The organism is Brevibacillus sp. 7WMA2, assembly GCF_010748895.1.
Classification (GTDB): domain Bacteria; phylum Bacillota; class Bacilli; order Brevibacillales; family Brevibacillaceae; genus Brevibacillus_B; species Brevibacillus_B halotolerans.
Window position 1 is genome coordinate 2,520,269 of sequence record NZ_CP048799.1, and the last position, 14,180, is coordinate 2,534,448.

11 protein-coding genes are annotated in these 14,180 nt (G+C 43.4%); 2 read left to right on the forward strand and 9 right to left on the reverse strand.

The genetic code is table 11. The annotated features are described in order from the left end of the window. Positions 1-2: 2 nt before the first annotated feature. Complete coding sequence (locus GOP56_RS10110; RefSeq protein WP_003336572.1) at positions 3-434, forward strand: EamA family transporter; 432 nt, start codon at positions 3-5, stop codon at positions 432-434. A 150-nt stretch (positions 435-584) separates the two neighbouring features. Here GOP56_RS10110 and GOP56_RS10115 read toward each other — a convergent pair whose 3' ends face one another. After that, a complete protein-coding gene (locus GOP56_RS10115) occupies positions 585-944 on the reverse strand; it encodes a hypothetical protein (RefSeq protein ID WP_163245482.1) in 360 nt (119 codons plus the stop codon). A gap of 108 nt (positions 945-1,052) precedes the next feature. On the opposite strand from GOP56_RS10115, the gene GOP56_RS10120 reads away from it, so the two are divergent. Then, entirely contained in the window at positions 1,053-2,267 is a 1,215-nt protein-coding gene (locus tag GOP56_RS10120) for a helix-turn-helix domain-containing protein (RefSeq protein ID WP_163245483.1), read from the forward strand. Here GOP56_RS10120 and GOP56_RS10125 read toward each other — a convergent pair. The 8 genes from GOP56_RS10125 to GOP56_RS10160 all read right to left on the reverse strand — a co-directional run bounded on the left by GOP56_RS10125 (position 2,233) and on the right by GOP56_RS10160 (position 14,113). Further along, on the reverse strand, positions 2,233-3,795 hold the full coding sequence (locus tag GOP56_RS10125; protein ID WP_163245484.1) for a site-specific DNA-methyltransferase: 1,563 nt from the start codon (positions 3,793-3,795) through the stop codon (positions 2,233-2,235). The two genes, GOP56_RS10120 and GOP56_RS10125, sit on opposite strands and share 35 nt — an antisense overlap. A gap of 252 nt (positions 3,796-4,047) precedes the next feature. Further along, entirely contained in the window at positions 4,048-4,806 is a 759-nt protein-coding gene (locus GOP56_RS10130; RefSeq protein ID WP_163245485.1) for a metallophosphoesterase family protein, read from the reverse strand. Positions 4,807-5,006: 200 nt separating this feature from the next. Beyond that, a complete protein-coding gene (locus GOP56_RS10135; protein WP_163245486.1) occupies positions 5,007-5,801 on the reverse strand; it encodes a PIG-L deacetylase family protein in 795 nt (264 codons plus the stop codon). 49 nt (positions 5,802-5,850) lie between these two features. Further along, the gene (locus tag GOP56_RS10140; protein ID WP_163245487.1) at positions 5,851-6,837 is read right to left on the reverse strand and encodes an N-acetylglucosamine kinase; all 987 of its coding nucleotides are present in this window, start codon (positions 6,835-6,837) and stop codon (positions 5,851-5,853) included. Continuing rightward, positions 6,834-8,354 carry an argininosuccinate lyase gene (gene argH, locus GOP56_RS10145; protein WP_163245488.1) on the reverse strand — a complete coding sequence of 507 codons (1,521 nt, stop codon included), beginning with the start codon at positions 8,352-8,354 and terminating at the stop codon, positions 6,834-6,836. Before argH ends, GOP56_RS10140 begins: the two co-directional genes overlap by 4 nt. Before the next feature lie 106 nt (positions 8,355-8,460). Then, entirely contained in the window at positions 8,461-10,995 is a 2,535-nt protein-coding gene (locus GOP56_RS10150; RefSeq protein WP_371807992.1) for an NEW3 domain-containing protein, read from the reverse strand. A gap of 152 nt (positions 10,996-11,147) precedes the next feature. Beyond that, a complete protein-coding gene (locus GOP56_RS10155) occupies positions 11,148-12,896 on the reverse strand; it encodes an ABC transporter permease (protein ID WP_254068682.1) in 1,749 nt (582 codons plus the stop codon). A gap of 83 nt (positions 12,897-12,979) precedes the next feature. Continuing rightward, positions 12,980-14,113, reverse strand: a complete 1,134-nt coding sequence (locus GOP56_RS10160; protein WP_163245489.1) for an ABC transporter ATP-binding protein — start codon at positions 14,111-14,113, stop codon at positions 12,980-12,982. Positions 14,114-14,180: the final 67 nt, after the last annotated feature.

Consider the following 14,180-nt stretch of genomic DNA (forward strand, 5'->3'; position numbering starts at 1 on the left):
TTATGCAGGCTTGGTTGCTTTTTGCATTATTATCTGCCCTGATGGCAGCATTGGTATCTATTTTCGGAAAAATTGGGTTAAGTCAAGTAGATGCAAATACGGCAACTGCTATTCGAGCTGTTATTATGGCTTTATTTTTACTTGGTGTGGTTCTTTTTGAAGGAAAATGGAGTGCCTTTGGCGAAGTTATTGCCAACAAAAAGGCTCTTTCCTTCATCGTGCTAAGCGGTGTAGCTGGAGCATTATCATGGTTATTTTACTTTGTGGCCTTAAAATATGGAAAGGTCGCTCAGGTTGGGCCCATTGATAAATTAAGTGTCGTGCTGGCTGTTGGTTTAGCTTTTGTATTTCTTGGCGAACGCGTTAGCCTCATTGGCGGTATCGGCATTGGACTAATTGCCGTTGGAACTTTATTAGTGGCCTTTGGTTCGTAGCCATACCTTGTTAATGCCTGATGTTTGTCAGGCCTTTCTTTTATCACCTAACAGAACGTATATTCCTATCCCCTTTCGCAATGAAAAAAAGCGATCTTGGCTGGCTAGCACAAGATCGCTACCGAGTACGAAGCGCCTCAGTTTTTTAGCTCATACTTTCTCCACGCGGCCACTGCGTATAAGCCACAGATGCAAGAAATACTCGGTTAGACCGAAAAAAACAGCGAAAAAGAAAATACCATCCATCCCCATTTTTGTTCCACTAAAGATAAATTTAGTAAAGAAGACGACAACCAAACACATGAGCATATCAAGAAAAGTCGTTAACCATAATGTACCTGGCTGCAAAAACATTACTTCCATTAACTGACCAAGGAGTGCTACCACTACACCTGCTACTACAGGTTCCCACCAATAAGGATAATAAATGCCACCATACACATTATCTAGTAGCAGGAATAAAAAAGGAGTCAGAATTAGCTTTATCCAGAATCCACTCAACGTTTTCATACCTCCTCTATCTACTTTCATAGCCTTGTTATAAACAAATTTAAGGATTGTATACCTTATTTGGGCTACTTTTTGGTAAAAATCTGTGAGGAAAGAAGGGGTCAACTCATGAGCACTTTATTTCAAGATAGTATGCATTACGTCACTATCGGCGAAATCATTCGCAATTATCGGCAACAAGCCAACCTTTCAATCACACAGCTTGCCTACATGACTGGGATTAGTAAGGGCGTCATCTCCAAAATTGAAAATGCTGATACGAAGCGTCCAGAATTAAAAACATTAAAACCCCTCGTCGAACACCTGCACATCCCCTATGCAGAAATTATCGAAGCGTATTTATTGGTGGAACCACGGCTTGAAATAGTTGAGGAGCTGTTGGAGGATGCCCTCCTCATTGGCAATATACAGCTCGTGCGCAAAGTTGCACTTAGTTATTTAAAGTCTCCTCAGGAAGAGACCGACCGCCTGCTCAATAGGTTATATGAACAAACTCAACAAGTAAAAGACAGTGTGTTAAAACAAACGCTGTACGATCTCATGGCTCAGTATGCGAGAGACCACGGCTTGCTACAGCATTTGGCTCAGCTTTTTCTTCAATTATATGTAATGGCACAACAAAAAGAAGCGGACTTCGAATCCGCCTTTTACCTAGGAAAAAACGTTTTATTTTATGCTGATCTCCTGCCTGCTGAGCAACAAATCCAGCTATACCAGCACATTAGCATGCATGCCTATCTATTAGGCCGCTACGACGAATCCATCTTGTATAGTAAGGAGCTATTGCAGATTGCTCAACGCAAGCCTGCTGACACGATAGATGCTTACCGCACCTTATTTTATTCATCGTATGCATTGGAGGATTTCCAGGGAGCAAAAGAGGCTTTTATTTGCTATAGTCAAATCTCCCGCACTTCCTCCTCTGAGCATTACAGACTAATGAGAGCATTGCTTGAGTATCGAATAGGTAATAAAGCAACCGCTATTCGGCAGTTTAAAAAATGTCTAACGCATGCTAGCCGTAAAACCATTCTCGCAGTGGTCAATCAGCTCATGGAGATATACTTAGATTATGGCCACATTTCGAATATTTCCTCTTTACTTGAGGATAAAGATCTTTGGAGCATCCAACCCGAAACTTATCTTGAAAAAAGAAGCTACGGTCATTTTTATCGTTTACTAGGTCAATATTATCAGCAGTTAGGTAAGTTTTTGCAAGCGGAACAAAGTTATCTACACAGTCTCATCTGCTATGGCGATTACCATCCACAGGGCAAGCAAGAGTCCCTTAATCGACTGCTGTATCTTTATCAGCACCGCTAAGCGTAATGACTCGAAATCCATAATCAGTCTGCTGGCTTCCTGTTTCCTGGAAAATCTGTTCTCCCGCTCGTCTGATTCGTTCCTGGCCTAGCTCACAAATGGTTCGGTAGCCTTGATGATAAGCTGTAGAAGTAGCTGGTATGGCTTCTGGTAGCTGAATCATGATAAATTTACGTTTTCCCCCATCTTCTGCATTAAGCTGCATAACAGCATGGGCGGTAGTAGAAGACCCTGCAAAAAAATCTAAAACAATGGATTCTTTTTGCGTGACAATCTCCAGCACCTTTTTCATTAAGCGTTCGTCCTTTGGAAAGGGAAAAAGTTGACCATCCATGAGCTTTCGCAAGCGTTTCATCGCCCTTCTGCCATCATGATAAAACACGCTGTATGGAACCTGATGCTCTGTGTCATGGAGATATCGCTTTATACAGGGGATCGTTGTTTCATCTATACCAAAATGGATCAAATCTGCCTGTAGGAATTCTTTCATGCGTTGTTCGGTATAAGCCCAGCCTCTCGCCGGAACCTTAACAGGCTTTTTAGTAACGGGATGCAAGACATCATAGACAGGTCCCCCACCGCCCGGCCAAGAGATGTCTCCTGGAAAGTAAACTCCTTTTTCATCAATTGCGGCATAATGGCTGTGCTGCTTAGAGGGGTGGTTCTCTGGCAATGTGCGAAACCATTTTTTTAATTCCCGACTCGCCTCACGATATTGTCCGTTATATTTTTTGGCAAGATGCTTACCTTGCTTGTAAATTTCCGCCAGACCTGTTTTTTTCTCACGCCAAACTTTTCTGTGTTGTTGCAGATAGCTTACATTTTTTCCATATACCAAAATAAATTCATGCGAGATCGATATAAACTTGGCGTCATTTTTTCTGCCTCCGCTCCAAATAAACTCACCTACATAATTTTGCTCACCATAAAGCTCATCACAGATAAGGCGCAGATTTGCAAATTCCTTTGAATCAATACTAATGAGGATAACGCCATCCTCTGTCAGTAGCTGTCGTGCAATTGCCAAGCGGGGATACATCATCGTAAGCCAATCGTTATGCATGTTTTCTCGCCATTGCTGATCAAATGCAGAAGAGTGTTTATGCAGGATTTTGCTCTTCATTTTCCTGTGGTAGTTATCTTTATAAATGAAGTTTTTACCGGTATTATAAGGTGGGTCTATGTAGATGCATTGTATTTTACCTGTATGTGTGCTACATAGAAGTCGCAATCCATCTAAATTGTCCCCTTCTATATACAGATTTTCTGTTTCACTGGCATTTTTAGAACATGCTACATTAAGTGTGGGAGTGGGGAACGCTGGTTTCAGTGATGCCTCTTGTATTGCAGTCCTCTTACTCGGCCAAAACAACCCGTATCTATCATCGCGTAAGGTATCCTCGCCAAACAGCTTTAACCATTCACTCCTTACCAGAATTCCTTGATGAAACAAGCTCGGGAAATGCTCATTTAGCTTTTTGCGATTCTCTTTTTGCCACTCAAGTAGGTCTTGCTTTCGTTCCTCCAATTACTCGACACCTCCACTGTAATAGGAAACCTACTTCTATTACGTTCTCTGGATACATATTCGTCATTTTCAAATTTTTTCCTTTCCAGAAACTAAGTCTAAAAGAAGAGGCTAGAGTATGAGGATTAGCTGTCTACTTGGATTAAAATTCCTTCTTAAATGGATTGCGGAAGCTGATAGTTCGAGGGTTTTTCATCAAAAAAAGGCTGCTCTCCCGCTTAGGAAAACAGCCTCTCTATTGTCACAGAGCGATTAAATTGTATAAACCTTTCGACTTGGTAACTCCAGACAGTGTAATTTACCTCCGTAAACACAGCCTCCGTCAATGCCGATAATTTTATTTTTACCAAAATAAACATCTGTACTGCCATCTGCATGTAAATAGTTTGTAGATGTATGTCCAAAAATGACAGTCTTCTCTCCCGCATATCCATTATGAAATTCTTCACGTATCCAGAGCATTTCCTGCTCGTCCATTTCGTCCAAAGATTTGTCTGGATGCACCCCTGCATGAATGAAGATGTATTCCTCTGTCTCATAATAGAGCGGTAATTGTTCTAAAAATCGAATGTCCTCTAGGAGCTGGGCGGGTAATTCCAGCTTAATCCCCGGCGCATCCTTCTTAGGTAATATTTTAGGTGGTTCATTTGAGCCTGGTTCTGGTCTGATCACTTGTTGAAAGGCTTCTTCTTCTGTTAAAGGCAATTCCAATCCATAGAGGCGCAATGTTGTAGGCGCATTGTTACGAATCCACCTGCCCATCCAAAATTCATTGGCAATAGTTAAGGCCTTGATCATCATATCCTCATGATTTCCTTTTAAGGCAATAGCTCCTGCCTGAGTCAGTTCCTTTACTTTCGCGATAACTCCCTTGGAATTGGGGCCACGATCTACGTAATCGCCTAACAAGATGAGCTGATCCTTGTCTGCATGGTAATTCGCTTTCGCTAATAATTGTTCCATTTTATCCAATTCTCCGTGAATATCGCTCATTACCAGTGTACGTTTCATGCTGTCTCACTTCCTTTATCTGTCTACGGTATGGGGAGTTTTTGTTTCCATTATATTACCTTACATGAGCTAAAAGAGGGTGACAAGGTTTATTCAGAAAAGAGGTAACTTTCTCAAAACAAAAATACCAACAAAAGAAGCATACAAGCAGACGAAGCTTTTTAGATGTCATCCCCGATTACAATAGTAGCAGTGCCGGCTTACTCCAGCCCTTCTAAAAAGCAAAAAGTCGGGATATTCGCTGTCTGTAGCTTGCGACCATGCTCATCTTGAAACTCATTTCGTCCCCTTGAACGAACCCGTGTGTAATATTCATAAGGGTTTATTACGGAAAAATCACCCTGTAGCACTCCAGGGAATGCTTTATTAACTGAATATTCCTGGCTCTTGTAGGCCTGCAATGCCTTCCCCTTGTGAGCCTTATAGTTTGAAATATCTACTTTTGCTGTGATAGGGAACGTTGCTTGTGGAGGACGCTCCTTACAATGATCGTAATAATGGGGAATGGAGACATAATACAAATCAGGATATTCCTGTTGGGGTAGTTGTTCTTCATAACGTTTCACCGCTGTTTCTACCGCATGAGAAAGCGCAATATGATCGGGATGACCTGTAACGCCATCTGGTGGAAAGGTGATGATGATCTGAGGGTTAATAGACAGGAGCGTCTGAAGTACGCGTTCGGTGAGCATGCTTTGGTCCATCTGAGCCAGCCCGCCGTCTGGAAAGCGATATAACAGCAATTCGGCTACTCCCAAGACGCTGAGGGCACTGCTTAATTCGTGCTCACGCAAGACAGCCAGCTGCTTTTGACAGGTGATCGAATAGGGTCCGCACTTTCCTTTATCTCCTGAAGTAGCTGTCACCAAATAAATTAGCTGTCCTAATTCGCTGTATTTTGCCATGGTTCCTGCGCAGGCAAACGATTCATCATCGGGATGTGGAAAAAGAAACAGCAGACGCCTTACTTGAGCATTCTCTCTTGCTTTCCGCATGCTACTCCCTCCCTTTGTGCCCTGAATTTATTAGGTTGACAGTAGAGGCTTAAGAACTACTCATGGCAAAAAGCCCCATAGCAATTACTCCTTGAATGGGTTCTTGCTCATTATCGTCCACGATTGCTTGCGGAGCATATTCACTAATTGATTGAATAAGCCTTTGTCTTACGAGTGGCTCATGCTTCAGCACGCCTCCTTGTAAAATAACCTGACAAGCTAACTCTTGTAAGTCAAGCTGATCCATGACTGTTTTTATACCTGCAAACAATTCATCTGTAGCTCTTTCTAAAATCCGGTGTGCTGTTTGATCTCCTTGGTGCGCTGCTCTACTTACAAGGCGGGATAGTTCACCTACTCTGTCCACTGAATACGTTTTTTCATTATAGACCCAGTGAAAAAGCTGTTCTACATCTTCTATTTGCAAATAGGTAAGGACTTCCTCTGCAAGCAATGTAGCATCCGAGCGTCCATCTGATGCTTGAAATATAGCCGTTAACGCTTGTTTGCCGATCCAATAGCCACTGCCTTCATCACCTACTAGATGTCCCCAGCCGCCAACTCTGCTTCTCTTTCCATCCTTACCTATCCCACAAACAATGGACCCCGTGCCGGCAATGGCCAATATGCCAGGCTTACCACGTGTGGCACCTAGAAGGGCAGCAACACAATCGTTTTCAACAATTAGCTTCTTTATTTGAATGTTCAAATCAAATAGCACTTGGTTCACTAGCTTTACTATGAGAGCTCGATCATAGGAAGTATCTAGACCAGCTATGCCAAAAACAGCGCAGTCTACTTGTAGTGGAGCATTTATTTGAGAATGATTCTGTACCTGTGTAGGCATGGCTTCATTGATTGCTCTTTGAATCGCCAATTTCAACTCATATGTAGCTGACTCCACTCCCTTTCCATGATAGTTACATGATCCAGCCACTCCTGTTCCCAGTACCTGCTGGTTGTAATTCACGAACATCGCCAAGCTTTTTGTACCTCCTCCATCTACCGCAAGAAGAGGAATATGCCATTGGTTCATGTGTTATCACTCCATGTTGACAAGATTTCATCCAATTGTGACAAGGCGGATTGACAACGCAATGCTGCTGTCTGCCACCAGTTGTGCATCAGCTCCTGTGTTGATTTTCGCGTTTCAATCATGCGCATCATTTCTCTGGGGCTAGGACCACCCGGTAAAGAACGGATGGTGACAAAATGTACAGGATCAAGCGCTTCAGCAAGCTCTGCCTCAGTAAGTACCACTTCTCTATGAATCACATGTTGGGCTGCCTCATTTACCATGTGAAGTGTTATTTGATCGGCTGTTATTTTCTGCTTGATCGCCTGTTGTACCACATCGCTGACAATACGATGCGAGGTTCTAAAAGATAGCTTATCTGTACGTACTAATGTATCCGCTAATTCTGTCACTGTGGCAAAGCTTCCCTTAACACGTGCCGAGAGCACCTCTTTATTGATTTGCATCGTTGTAATGACAGCAATTAGTAAATGATACATGTTATCTAAAATGGACAAGCTTTTCCATACATACGGCTGCATGTCATCTTCTGTATCCACAATATCACCAAACGGTGTGTTATGCATCATCGAAAGCACTGTATTAGTCGTGCCTACGCAGCTGGATAATAAGGAACGCATATGCTCCAAGGAAACGGGATTGCGCTTTTGCGGCATAATGGAGCTGACTTGCACATAGGGATCGGCCACTCTCACAGCGTTACATTCTTGCGTGCACCACAGCAGAAAATCCTGCACCGATCGCCCAAGATTAATCGCCGCTAATTGAACTGCCAGCATCGCCTCGCCAAGATAATCTGCACCGCTAATGGCATCGTAGGAATTTTCCACCATTTCATCAAAGCCTAATAATTCTTGCATGTGAGCACGACTGATCGTAAAGCCCGAGGTGGTCAGTGCCGCCGCGCCCATTGGACTTTTATTACAATTGTCATAAGCAGAGCGTAGTCGGCGCAGATCGCGTTCCAGAGAATCTGCCATCGCCATTACATAGTGAGCAAGGGTGGTTGGTTGTGCCTGTTGAGTATGTGTGTAACCAAGCATGATAGTATCGATGTGCTCTTCGGCTACTTGCAGTAAATATTCATGCAGAAGCACTCCCGTTGAATAAGTCGCAAGTAGCTTCTCCCTTAGCACCATTCGATACATGCAAATACCCATATCATTGCGGCTACGAGCCAAATGTAAATTGCCGGCAATGTCACCTGCTAGTTCTAGCAATTGATTTTCCACCTGAAAAAATAAGTCCTCATATTCACCTGTGTAACCAGACTTTCGCAAAGCGTCTACATCTAGCTTCTGTAATGCATCTGCGATTTGTCTTGCTTCCTCCTTAGAAAGCAATCCCTGCTCTTTTAACATGATTAGGTGGGCCTTATTGATAGCCAGCATGGGAGCTAATAGGTGGGCTTTTGCCTCTTCATAAGCTGGCTCCAAAACCACCTTGGCATAGGTTTTCCCTGGGAAGCTTGTTCCTTCCTGATTGTACATTCTCGCTTGTCGAGCTTGAAATTTCATGCGGGATGCCTCCTTGTCTATTTTTATGGACCTTGCCTTCCATACATCCGTGCAGAGGGTCCCTGTAAGATGGAGACCCCTCACGGATGTAGCTAAATAGACTGCCTTATTGCTTCAAACTGATCATATTAACAAACATGCGAATGGCTCCTGGGACTAAATTGGGTATTTGTCGATACCAGACCAAGGAGCTGTACGTGTAGGTTCCTTTGCCATATTTGGCAGTTAAATAGGTACCTGTGAACTCCTTCTCATTAGGATCACCATGGCTTATCAGCTCTGTGTACTCCTTCCCCCAAGCAGACGAATTGTAGGCAGAACGATCCTGAACCCAGTCCTTCCAGTCCTGTGCAGTTATTTTGTTGGGAGTTGTAAATAAAGGGTGTGCGGGTTGTAACATGGTCACCTTGGAATTTTCATCAGTAACACGCCACTTTATCAGCGGTTGCCCAATGGTAATGGGATAAGGAGCCAGATCAGGTGTCCATTTATCCTCCGGTTTATGGTACTGAACGATTAGATTACCGCCATTTTCAACGTATTGGAGTAGACGTTTATTACTTGTGATCAGCTCTGGTCGGAATCCGTACGCACGTATCCCCAGCACAATTGTGTCATATTGCTGTAAATCACCTGATTCTACTGCCTTTGCATCCAAATTAACCACGTTTATCCCTACTTGCCGCAGATAGTGGTCGATTTGATCAAATCCACTAGAGATATATCCTACCTTTCTATTTTTTTCTAGCTTCAGATCAAAAGCTTGAATGGCAAGGGTAGCAGGATGGATGTAATAGGTGGTTCCAATGTGTGGATATGTAATGACCTGCACATTTTCATGACTCCCTAATCCTGTTGCACTAGCTTTTGCTGTAATCTCGTAGGTACCGTTTTTTACTTTTGGGGACGGGGTTACGCGAAACGAAATACTTTTCGTTTCCCCTTTGTGAGCAAAGGTGAGTTTACTTGAAGCTGGCTTAACAGTCCAGCCCGCTGGCAACATAAGCGAAATCGTTGGCTCGCTAGCACCTGGTGTATAGTTTTTTACCGTAACTTGAATGGGAATCTCTAGGTTTTGCTGTAGGGTGTTTAACACGGTAGCATTCGGATTAAGCGATAGGGAAAATGGTGGCAAAATCCCCACTGTAGATTGCGGTACAGCATGTAATGTCGCGTCCTCTCCAAAAGCATTGTAGGTTATATCGCTAGAGAGGATGGGTAAGCGGTACGGATGGAATTTGTCCGCATCTTTTGGGATATGTACGTCATATGTCACTGATACTCTCTGATTGTAGCTCACCTGCCCAAACGTTGTAGGTCCTGTGGGTTTTACCTTCCATCCATCTGGTGTCCTCAGCGTTATCCTTACATTTTTAATAGCGACCTGGCTGCCATTATATGCTGTGACTGTTACTTTGGCTGTTTGCCCGGGGATCAGCTCATTGCCAGAGGATGTTACTTTACCCACGAGTGACAAGGCCTTTGCACTCGCTTTATCTAATTGATGCTCTTTTATCTGTAATCGGTGAAGCACATCCACCCTGCTTTCTGCAGTTAGATCAGCGGACTTAGCCTCCCTGATCGTGTCTGTTACATTCTTTTTCATACGATGAATGCTCTTTGCTACCTGTAAGAAATCTGGATAGGCATGGAGAATCTGTGCTGCATCGTTTTGCAGCTGGTGAATTTTTTGGGATAAACGACTTGCTTTCTTCTGCTGAGCCAGCTCTTTTGCCCACTCCTCAAAGGTAAAGGAGATTCCCTCAAACAGGTCTGCTTCCTTTTGCTTAATGGGCCCAACTGATTTTGCTAGCTTGTAGTACACAAAGTCCGGCCCTTCGTCATAGTGTCGACCCATGCCCTGGCTTTTGTGCATGAAACGTGATTCTTCTCCCAACTGCTTGTAAGAAGCTCCGTATCGTTGATCGTAATCCCCTATTGGAATTCGAACCGTATAATCCTTAGCATTTGCTGGTAGATATAGCTTTTTCACCTGCCAGGGTGATAATCCTGCTTTTATTTGTTCAGGAAATATAGATGGGTTGGCGGCATCTTCAAACGCTCTCACTGTAATCACATTCATTGCCCGATGATGACCATGAGTAGACTCTTCATTGAGAAAGGCAGGAATCACGATGTCTGGACGCACCTGACGAATATGGCGAATCAAGCGTTCATAGGTGTGTTGTTCACCCCATTTTTCTAAGGTTTCATCAGGACTTTTCGAGAAGCCAAAGTCATAAATAGGATCATTGATTTGTTCACTGAGATTGATTAGATTTACGTTGCTAATTTTGGATGCCTCTTGTAATTCCCGCGTACGAATGATTCCTAACGAATGACCAAGCTCGTCGCCAATCTCATTTTGCCCACCTTCTCCACGATTAGCGATAAGGCTGGTTGTCTCTATTCCTCTGCCTAAACTAAGATAGGCAAGCGTAGCACTGTGCTCGTCATCTGGATGTGCGCCCGTATTCATCGCACTAGCCACTGTAGTTACCGGCAGAATTGCTTTCCATAAGTCAACAATCCCCCGATCAGCATGGACGGTCTGTACAGCAGACAGCATGACGAATGAGGTAATCACAGCTAGGCTGGTGAGTCCTGCACAGCATGTAACGAACATTCGATGAGATAGCATTCTATTTCTCACTGGATTTCCCCCTTATATGAGGTCATGTTTATGGAAAAGAAACACGCTAAGGATGCTTTTTCATGAAAAGCCTATGTGGATTTCATTCTTCAAAACAGCCTCCTATTGGCTATTATTGCTTCTCATCCGTCTCCTTAGCCCTAAACTGCTGAGCCAGCTTGATCCTTCGTCCATTTTGTAGTAAGAAACAAAACGATGATAATGAACACGATCTGCAAAACACCATATGCGCAAGCTGTACCAAATTCAAAAGAATACATGCGCTTATATATCTCTACAGAAATTGGCGTGCTGTTGGTCGTAAACAGCAGGATAGAAGCCACAAATTCCCCGATTCCTTGCACAAAGGCAAGTAACGTCCCTGCTAAAATACCACGTAACGCCATAGGAAATACGACACGTCGAAAGCTATACCACCAGGAAGCTCCCAGATTACGTGCCGCTTCCTCTACGGAATGATCAGTCTGCATCAATGTAGCTGAAGTAGATCGAAAGACTAACGGTAGGTGACGTACAAAATAAGCCAAGGGTAAAATCCAGATCGTTCCCACCAAAACCTGATAAAAACCAAATAGATGCGGCTGGCTAAAAGCAGCCAATAGGTTAACACCCACAACGGTGCCAGGCAATGCCCATGGCAGCATAATCAGGATATCTAGTAAAGCTTTCCCTCTGAATTTCAGACGAATCATAGCATAAGCTGCCGCTACTCCAAAGATCACATTGCCAAGGGTAGCAAAAAAACTCATCTCAAAGCTTGTAAAAATCGGCCTCCATGTCTTACTATCTGTAAACAAGTCAAGATAATGAGAAAACGTATAAGCTGGCGGTAATATCTGTACTGTCCAGCTAGCATCTACTGAGAAGGATAAGAGCACAAGCACAAGGATCGGCAGCAGAAGAATAACAACACCAATCGTAGAGAGCACCATTGCTGTATACCGACCTGCCTTACTTTTGACCTCTGTACGATGTACGCTAATCCCTTTGCTCTGATTCTGATAATTACGCACACCTTGATACCAGCGCATCAATAACAAAAACAAGATAGAGACGATCGATAATATCGTAGATTGTGTTGCTGCCATCTCCAGATTGCCGTTGGTGCGAGATAAATAGATTTGCATCGTCATAGTGCGATCAATTCCAAAGATAAGCGGAGCCGTATAGGAGGCCATCGCAATCATAAATACCAGCAAGGATGACGCTACAATGGCTGGCGTTAGCATAGGCAAAATGACACGCTTCCAGACGACGAATCGAGTAGCGCCAAGATTGGCTGCTGCTTCTTCAAAAGAAGGATCTAATCCTTTCAATGCAGCCGTGATGGTCATATAAAAATACGTGTACATCGTAAAAGTATGAACAATCAGTACGCCCCAAATGCCTTTTAGTGAAAAAGGTACCTGCTGAAGCTGAAAGAATGCTTGTAAGCCTCGGGGAATAATTCCGCTTTCTCCATATAAAAAAGTAAAGGAAAGCACCCCAATCAAAGGGGGGAGTGCCATCGGAACCATGGCTAGTACAGACAGAATTTTACGCCCTGGAAAATCATAGCGTTCTAATAGAAATGCTAGACTTACTCCTACGATGCCACATGCAATCACACTAAGCACCGAGATGTATAAGCTGGTCCAAAGAGCTTCCAGATTTGCCGTATGCTCCAAGCTAAAAAAATGAGCATAATTAGCAAGTGTAAACTGTTTATCTATTCTCAGACTTTGCAGAAAGGTCTGCCCTAACGGATAAATAACATAGGCAAGCAGGATAAGAAATAAAGGAGAAACTAGCACGTAGACAAAAGAGTTGGAGTTCAAAAGCTTAAGGTGGCGATGTGTAGTGATTTGGGGTACATGCTCAGTTTGCGATGCTTTCGGCCGAGTATCCATCTAGTACCTCCCCTATCCGTCAAGAAAACTAGGTGAAAAGCTAAACTGCTTGCTCGCGGAGCCTGTAAAACGGCACGAATTCATTAGTCAGGCTCTCTTTTAGAAATAAAATAAACATTGGCTTTCGGAATAACTAAGGTAACCATTTCTTTGCGCTGTTTGATTGGATTGCCCGCATGGATAGACAAGACTCTCAACGTTTGTTTATCACCGACTTTACAAACATATGTCACACTAGCCCCAGTAAATTCAGAGAGGCTGATTTGACCATGCCATTGGTTCGGTTCGTAGACATGTCGTTGTTCAGGATTGATATCCCGAGCTCTTTGCTGATCATTTACAATCTGTACAGCTTCTGGACGAATACAGAGAGAGACCTTGGCACCCACTTTGATCCCCTCGCTATTTGATGCATAATCACGATACCCTATTACAAGTAAGTCAGGCTCTACTTGCACAGTAGCTTCCTCTCCATTTATCTGGACAACCTCGCCTTCCCATACATTTGTTTCTCCGATAAAAGAAGCAACAAACGGAGTAGACGGTCGATTATAAATATCTTCTGGTATACCGATCTGTTGCACTTCTCCATTTTGCATCACCATGATGCGATCAGACATCGACATTGCTTCAGCCTGATCATGGGTCACATAGATGGTGGTAATACCCAGTTCCAATTGCAGCCGTTTTATCTCGATGCGTGTCTCTTCTCGCAACTTCGCATCCAGGTTGGACAATGGTTCGTCTAATAAGAGAATGGAGGGTTCTATAACTAAAGCTCTTGCCAGAGCCACACGCTGTTGTTGTCCCCCAGATAATTGATCCATTCGCCTATTTCCAAATCCGTCCAAACGTAGAAGTCTCTGTGTCTGCTCTACTTTTTCTTTGATCTGCGCTTTAGTAAGCTTGCGTACCTGCAAACCAAAGGCTATATTTTCAAACACTGTCATATGAGGGAACAGAGCATAATTTTGAAACACCATACCTGTATTTCGTTTGTGTGGCGGAACGTATGTCATATCAGCATTCATAAATAAAATACGCCCCTTGGTGGGATAGTAAAAACCCGCGATCATGCGTAAAATAGTAGTTTTCCCGCATCCGCTTGGTCCAAGGAATGTGAAAAATTCCCCCTGTTTAATCTCAATGTGAACGTTTTCGACCCCTTTTGAGCTACCAAAAGATTTCGTTACATGCTCTAACGTGACCCCACTCAACTCTGTTCCTCCTCTCATGTCATACAGCATGCAGAACAAAAGGTCGTCACTCATTTCTGTATTACTT

What these genes read in the sequence shown, in the direction of transcription:
- GOP56_RS10150 (WP_371807992.1), bottom strand. Translation starts at nt 10,995, where the DNA reads ATGCTATCTCATCGAATGTTCGTTACATGCTGTGCAGGACTCACCAGC.
- GOP56_RS10130 (WP_163245485.1), bottom strand. Translation starts at nt 4,806, where the DNA reads ATGAAACGTACACTGGTAATGAGCGATATTCACGGAGAATTGGATAAA.
- GOP56_RS10140 (WP_163245487.1), bottom strand. Translation starts at nt 6,837, where the DNA reads ATGAACCAATGGCATATTCCTCTTCTTGCGGTAGATGGAGGAGGTACA.
- GOP56_RS10155 (WP_254068682.1), bottom strand. Translation starts at nt 12,896, where the DNA reads ATGGATACTCGGCCGAAAGCATCGCAAACTGAGCATGTACCCCAAATC.
- GOP56_RS10135 (WP_163245486.1), bottom strand. Translation starts at nt 5,801, where the DNA reads ATGCGGAAAGCAAGAGAGAATGCTCAAGTAAGGCGTCTGCTGTTTCTT.
- GOP56_RS10110 (WP_003336572.1), top strand. Translation starts at nt 3, where the DNA reads ATGCAGGCTTGGTTGCTTTTTGCATTATTATCTGCCCTGATGGCAGCA.
- GOP56_RS10120 (WP_163245483.1), top strand. Translation starts at nt 1,053, where the DNA reads ATGAGCACTTTATTTCAAGATAGTATGCATTACGTCACTATCGGCGAA.
- GOP56_RS10115 (WP_163245482.1), bottom strand. Translation starts at nt 944, where the DNA reads ATGAAAACGTTGAGTGGATTCTGGATAAAGCTAATTCTGACTCCTTTT.
- argH (WP_163245488.1), bottom strand. Translation starts at nt 8,354, where the DNA reads ATGAAATTTCAAGCTCGACAAGCGAGAATGTACAATCAGGAAGGAACA.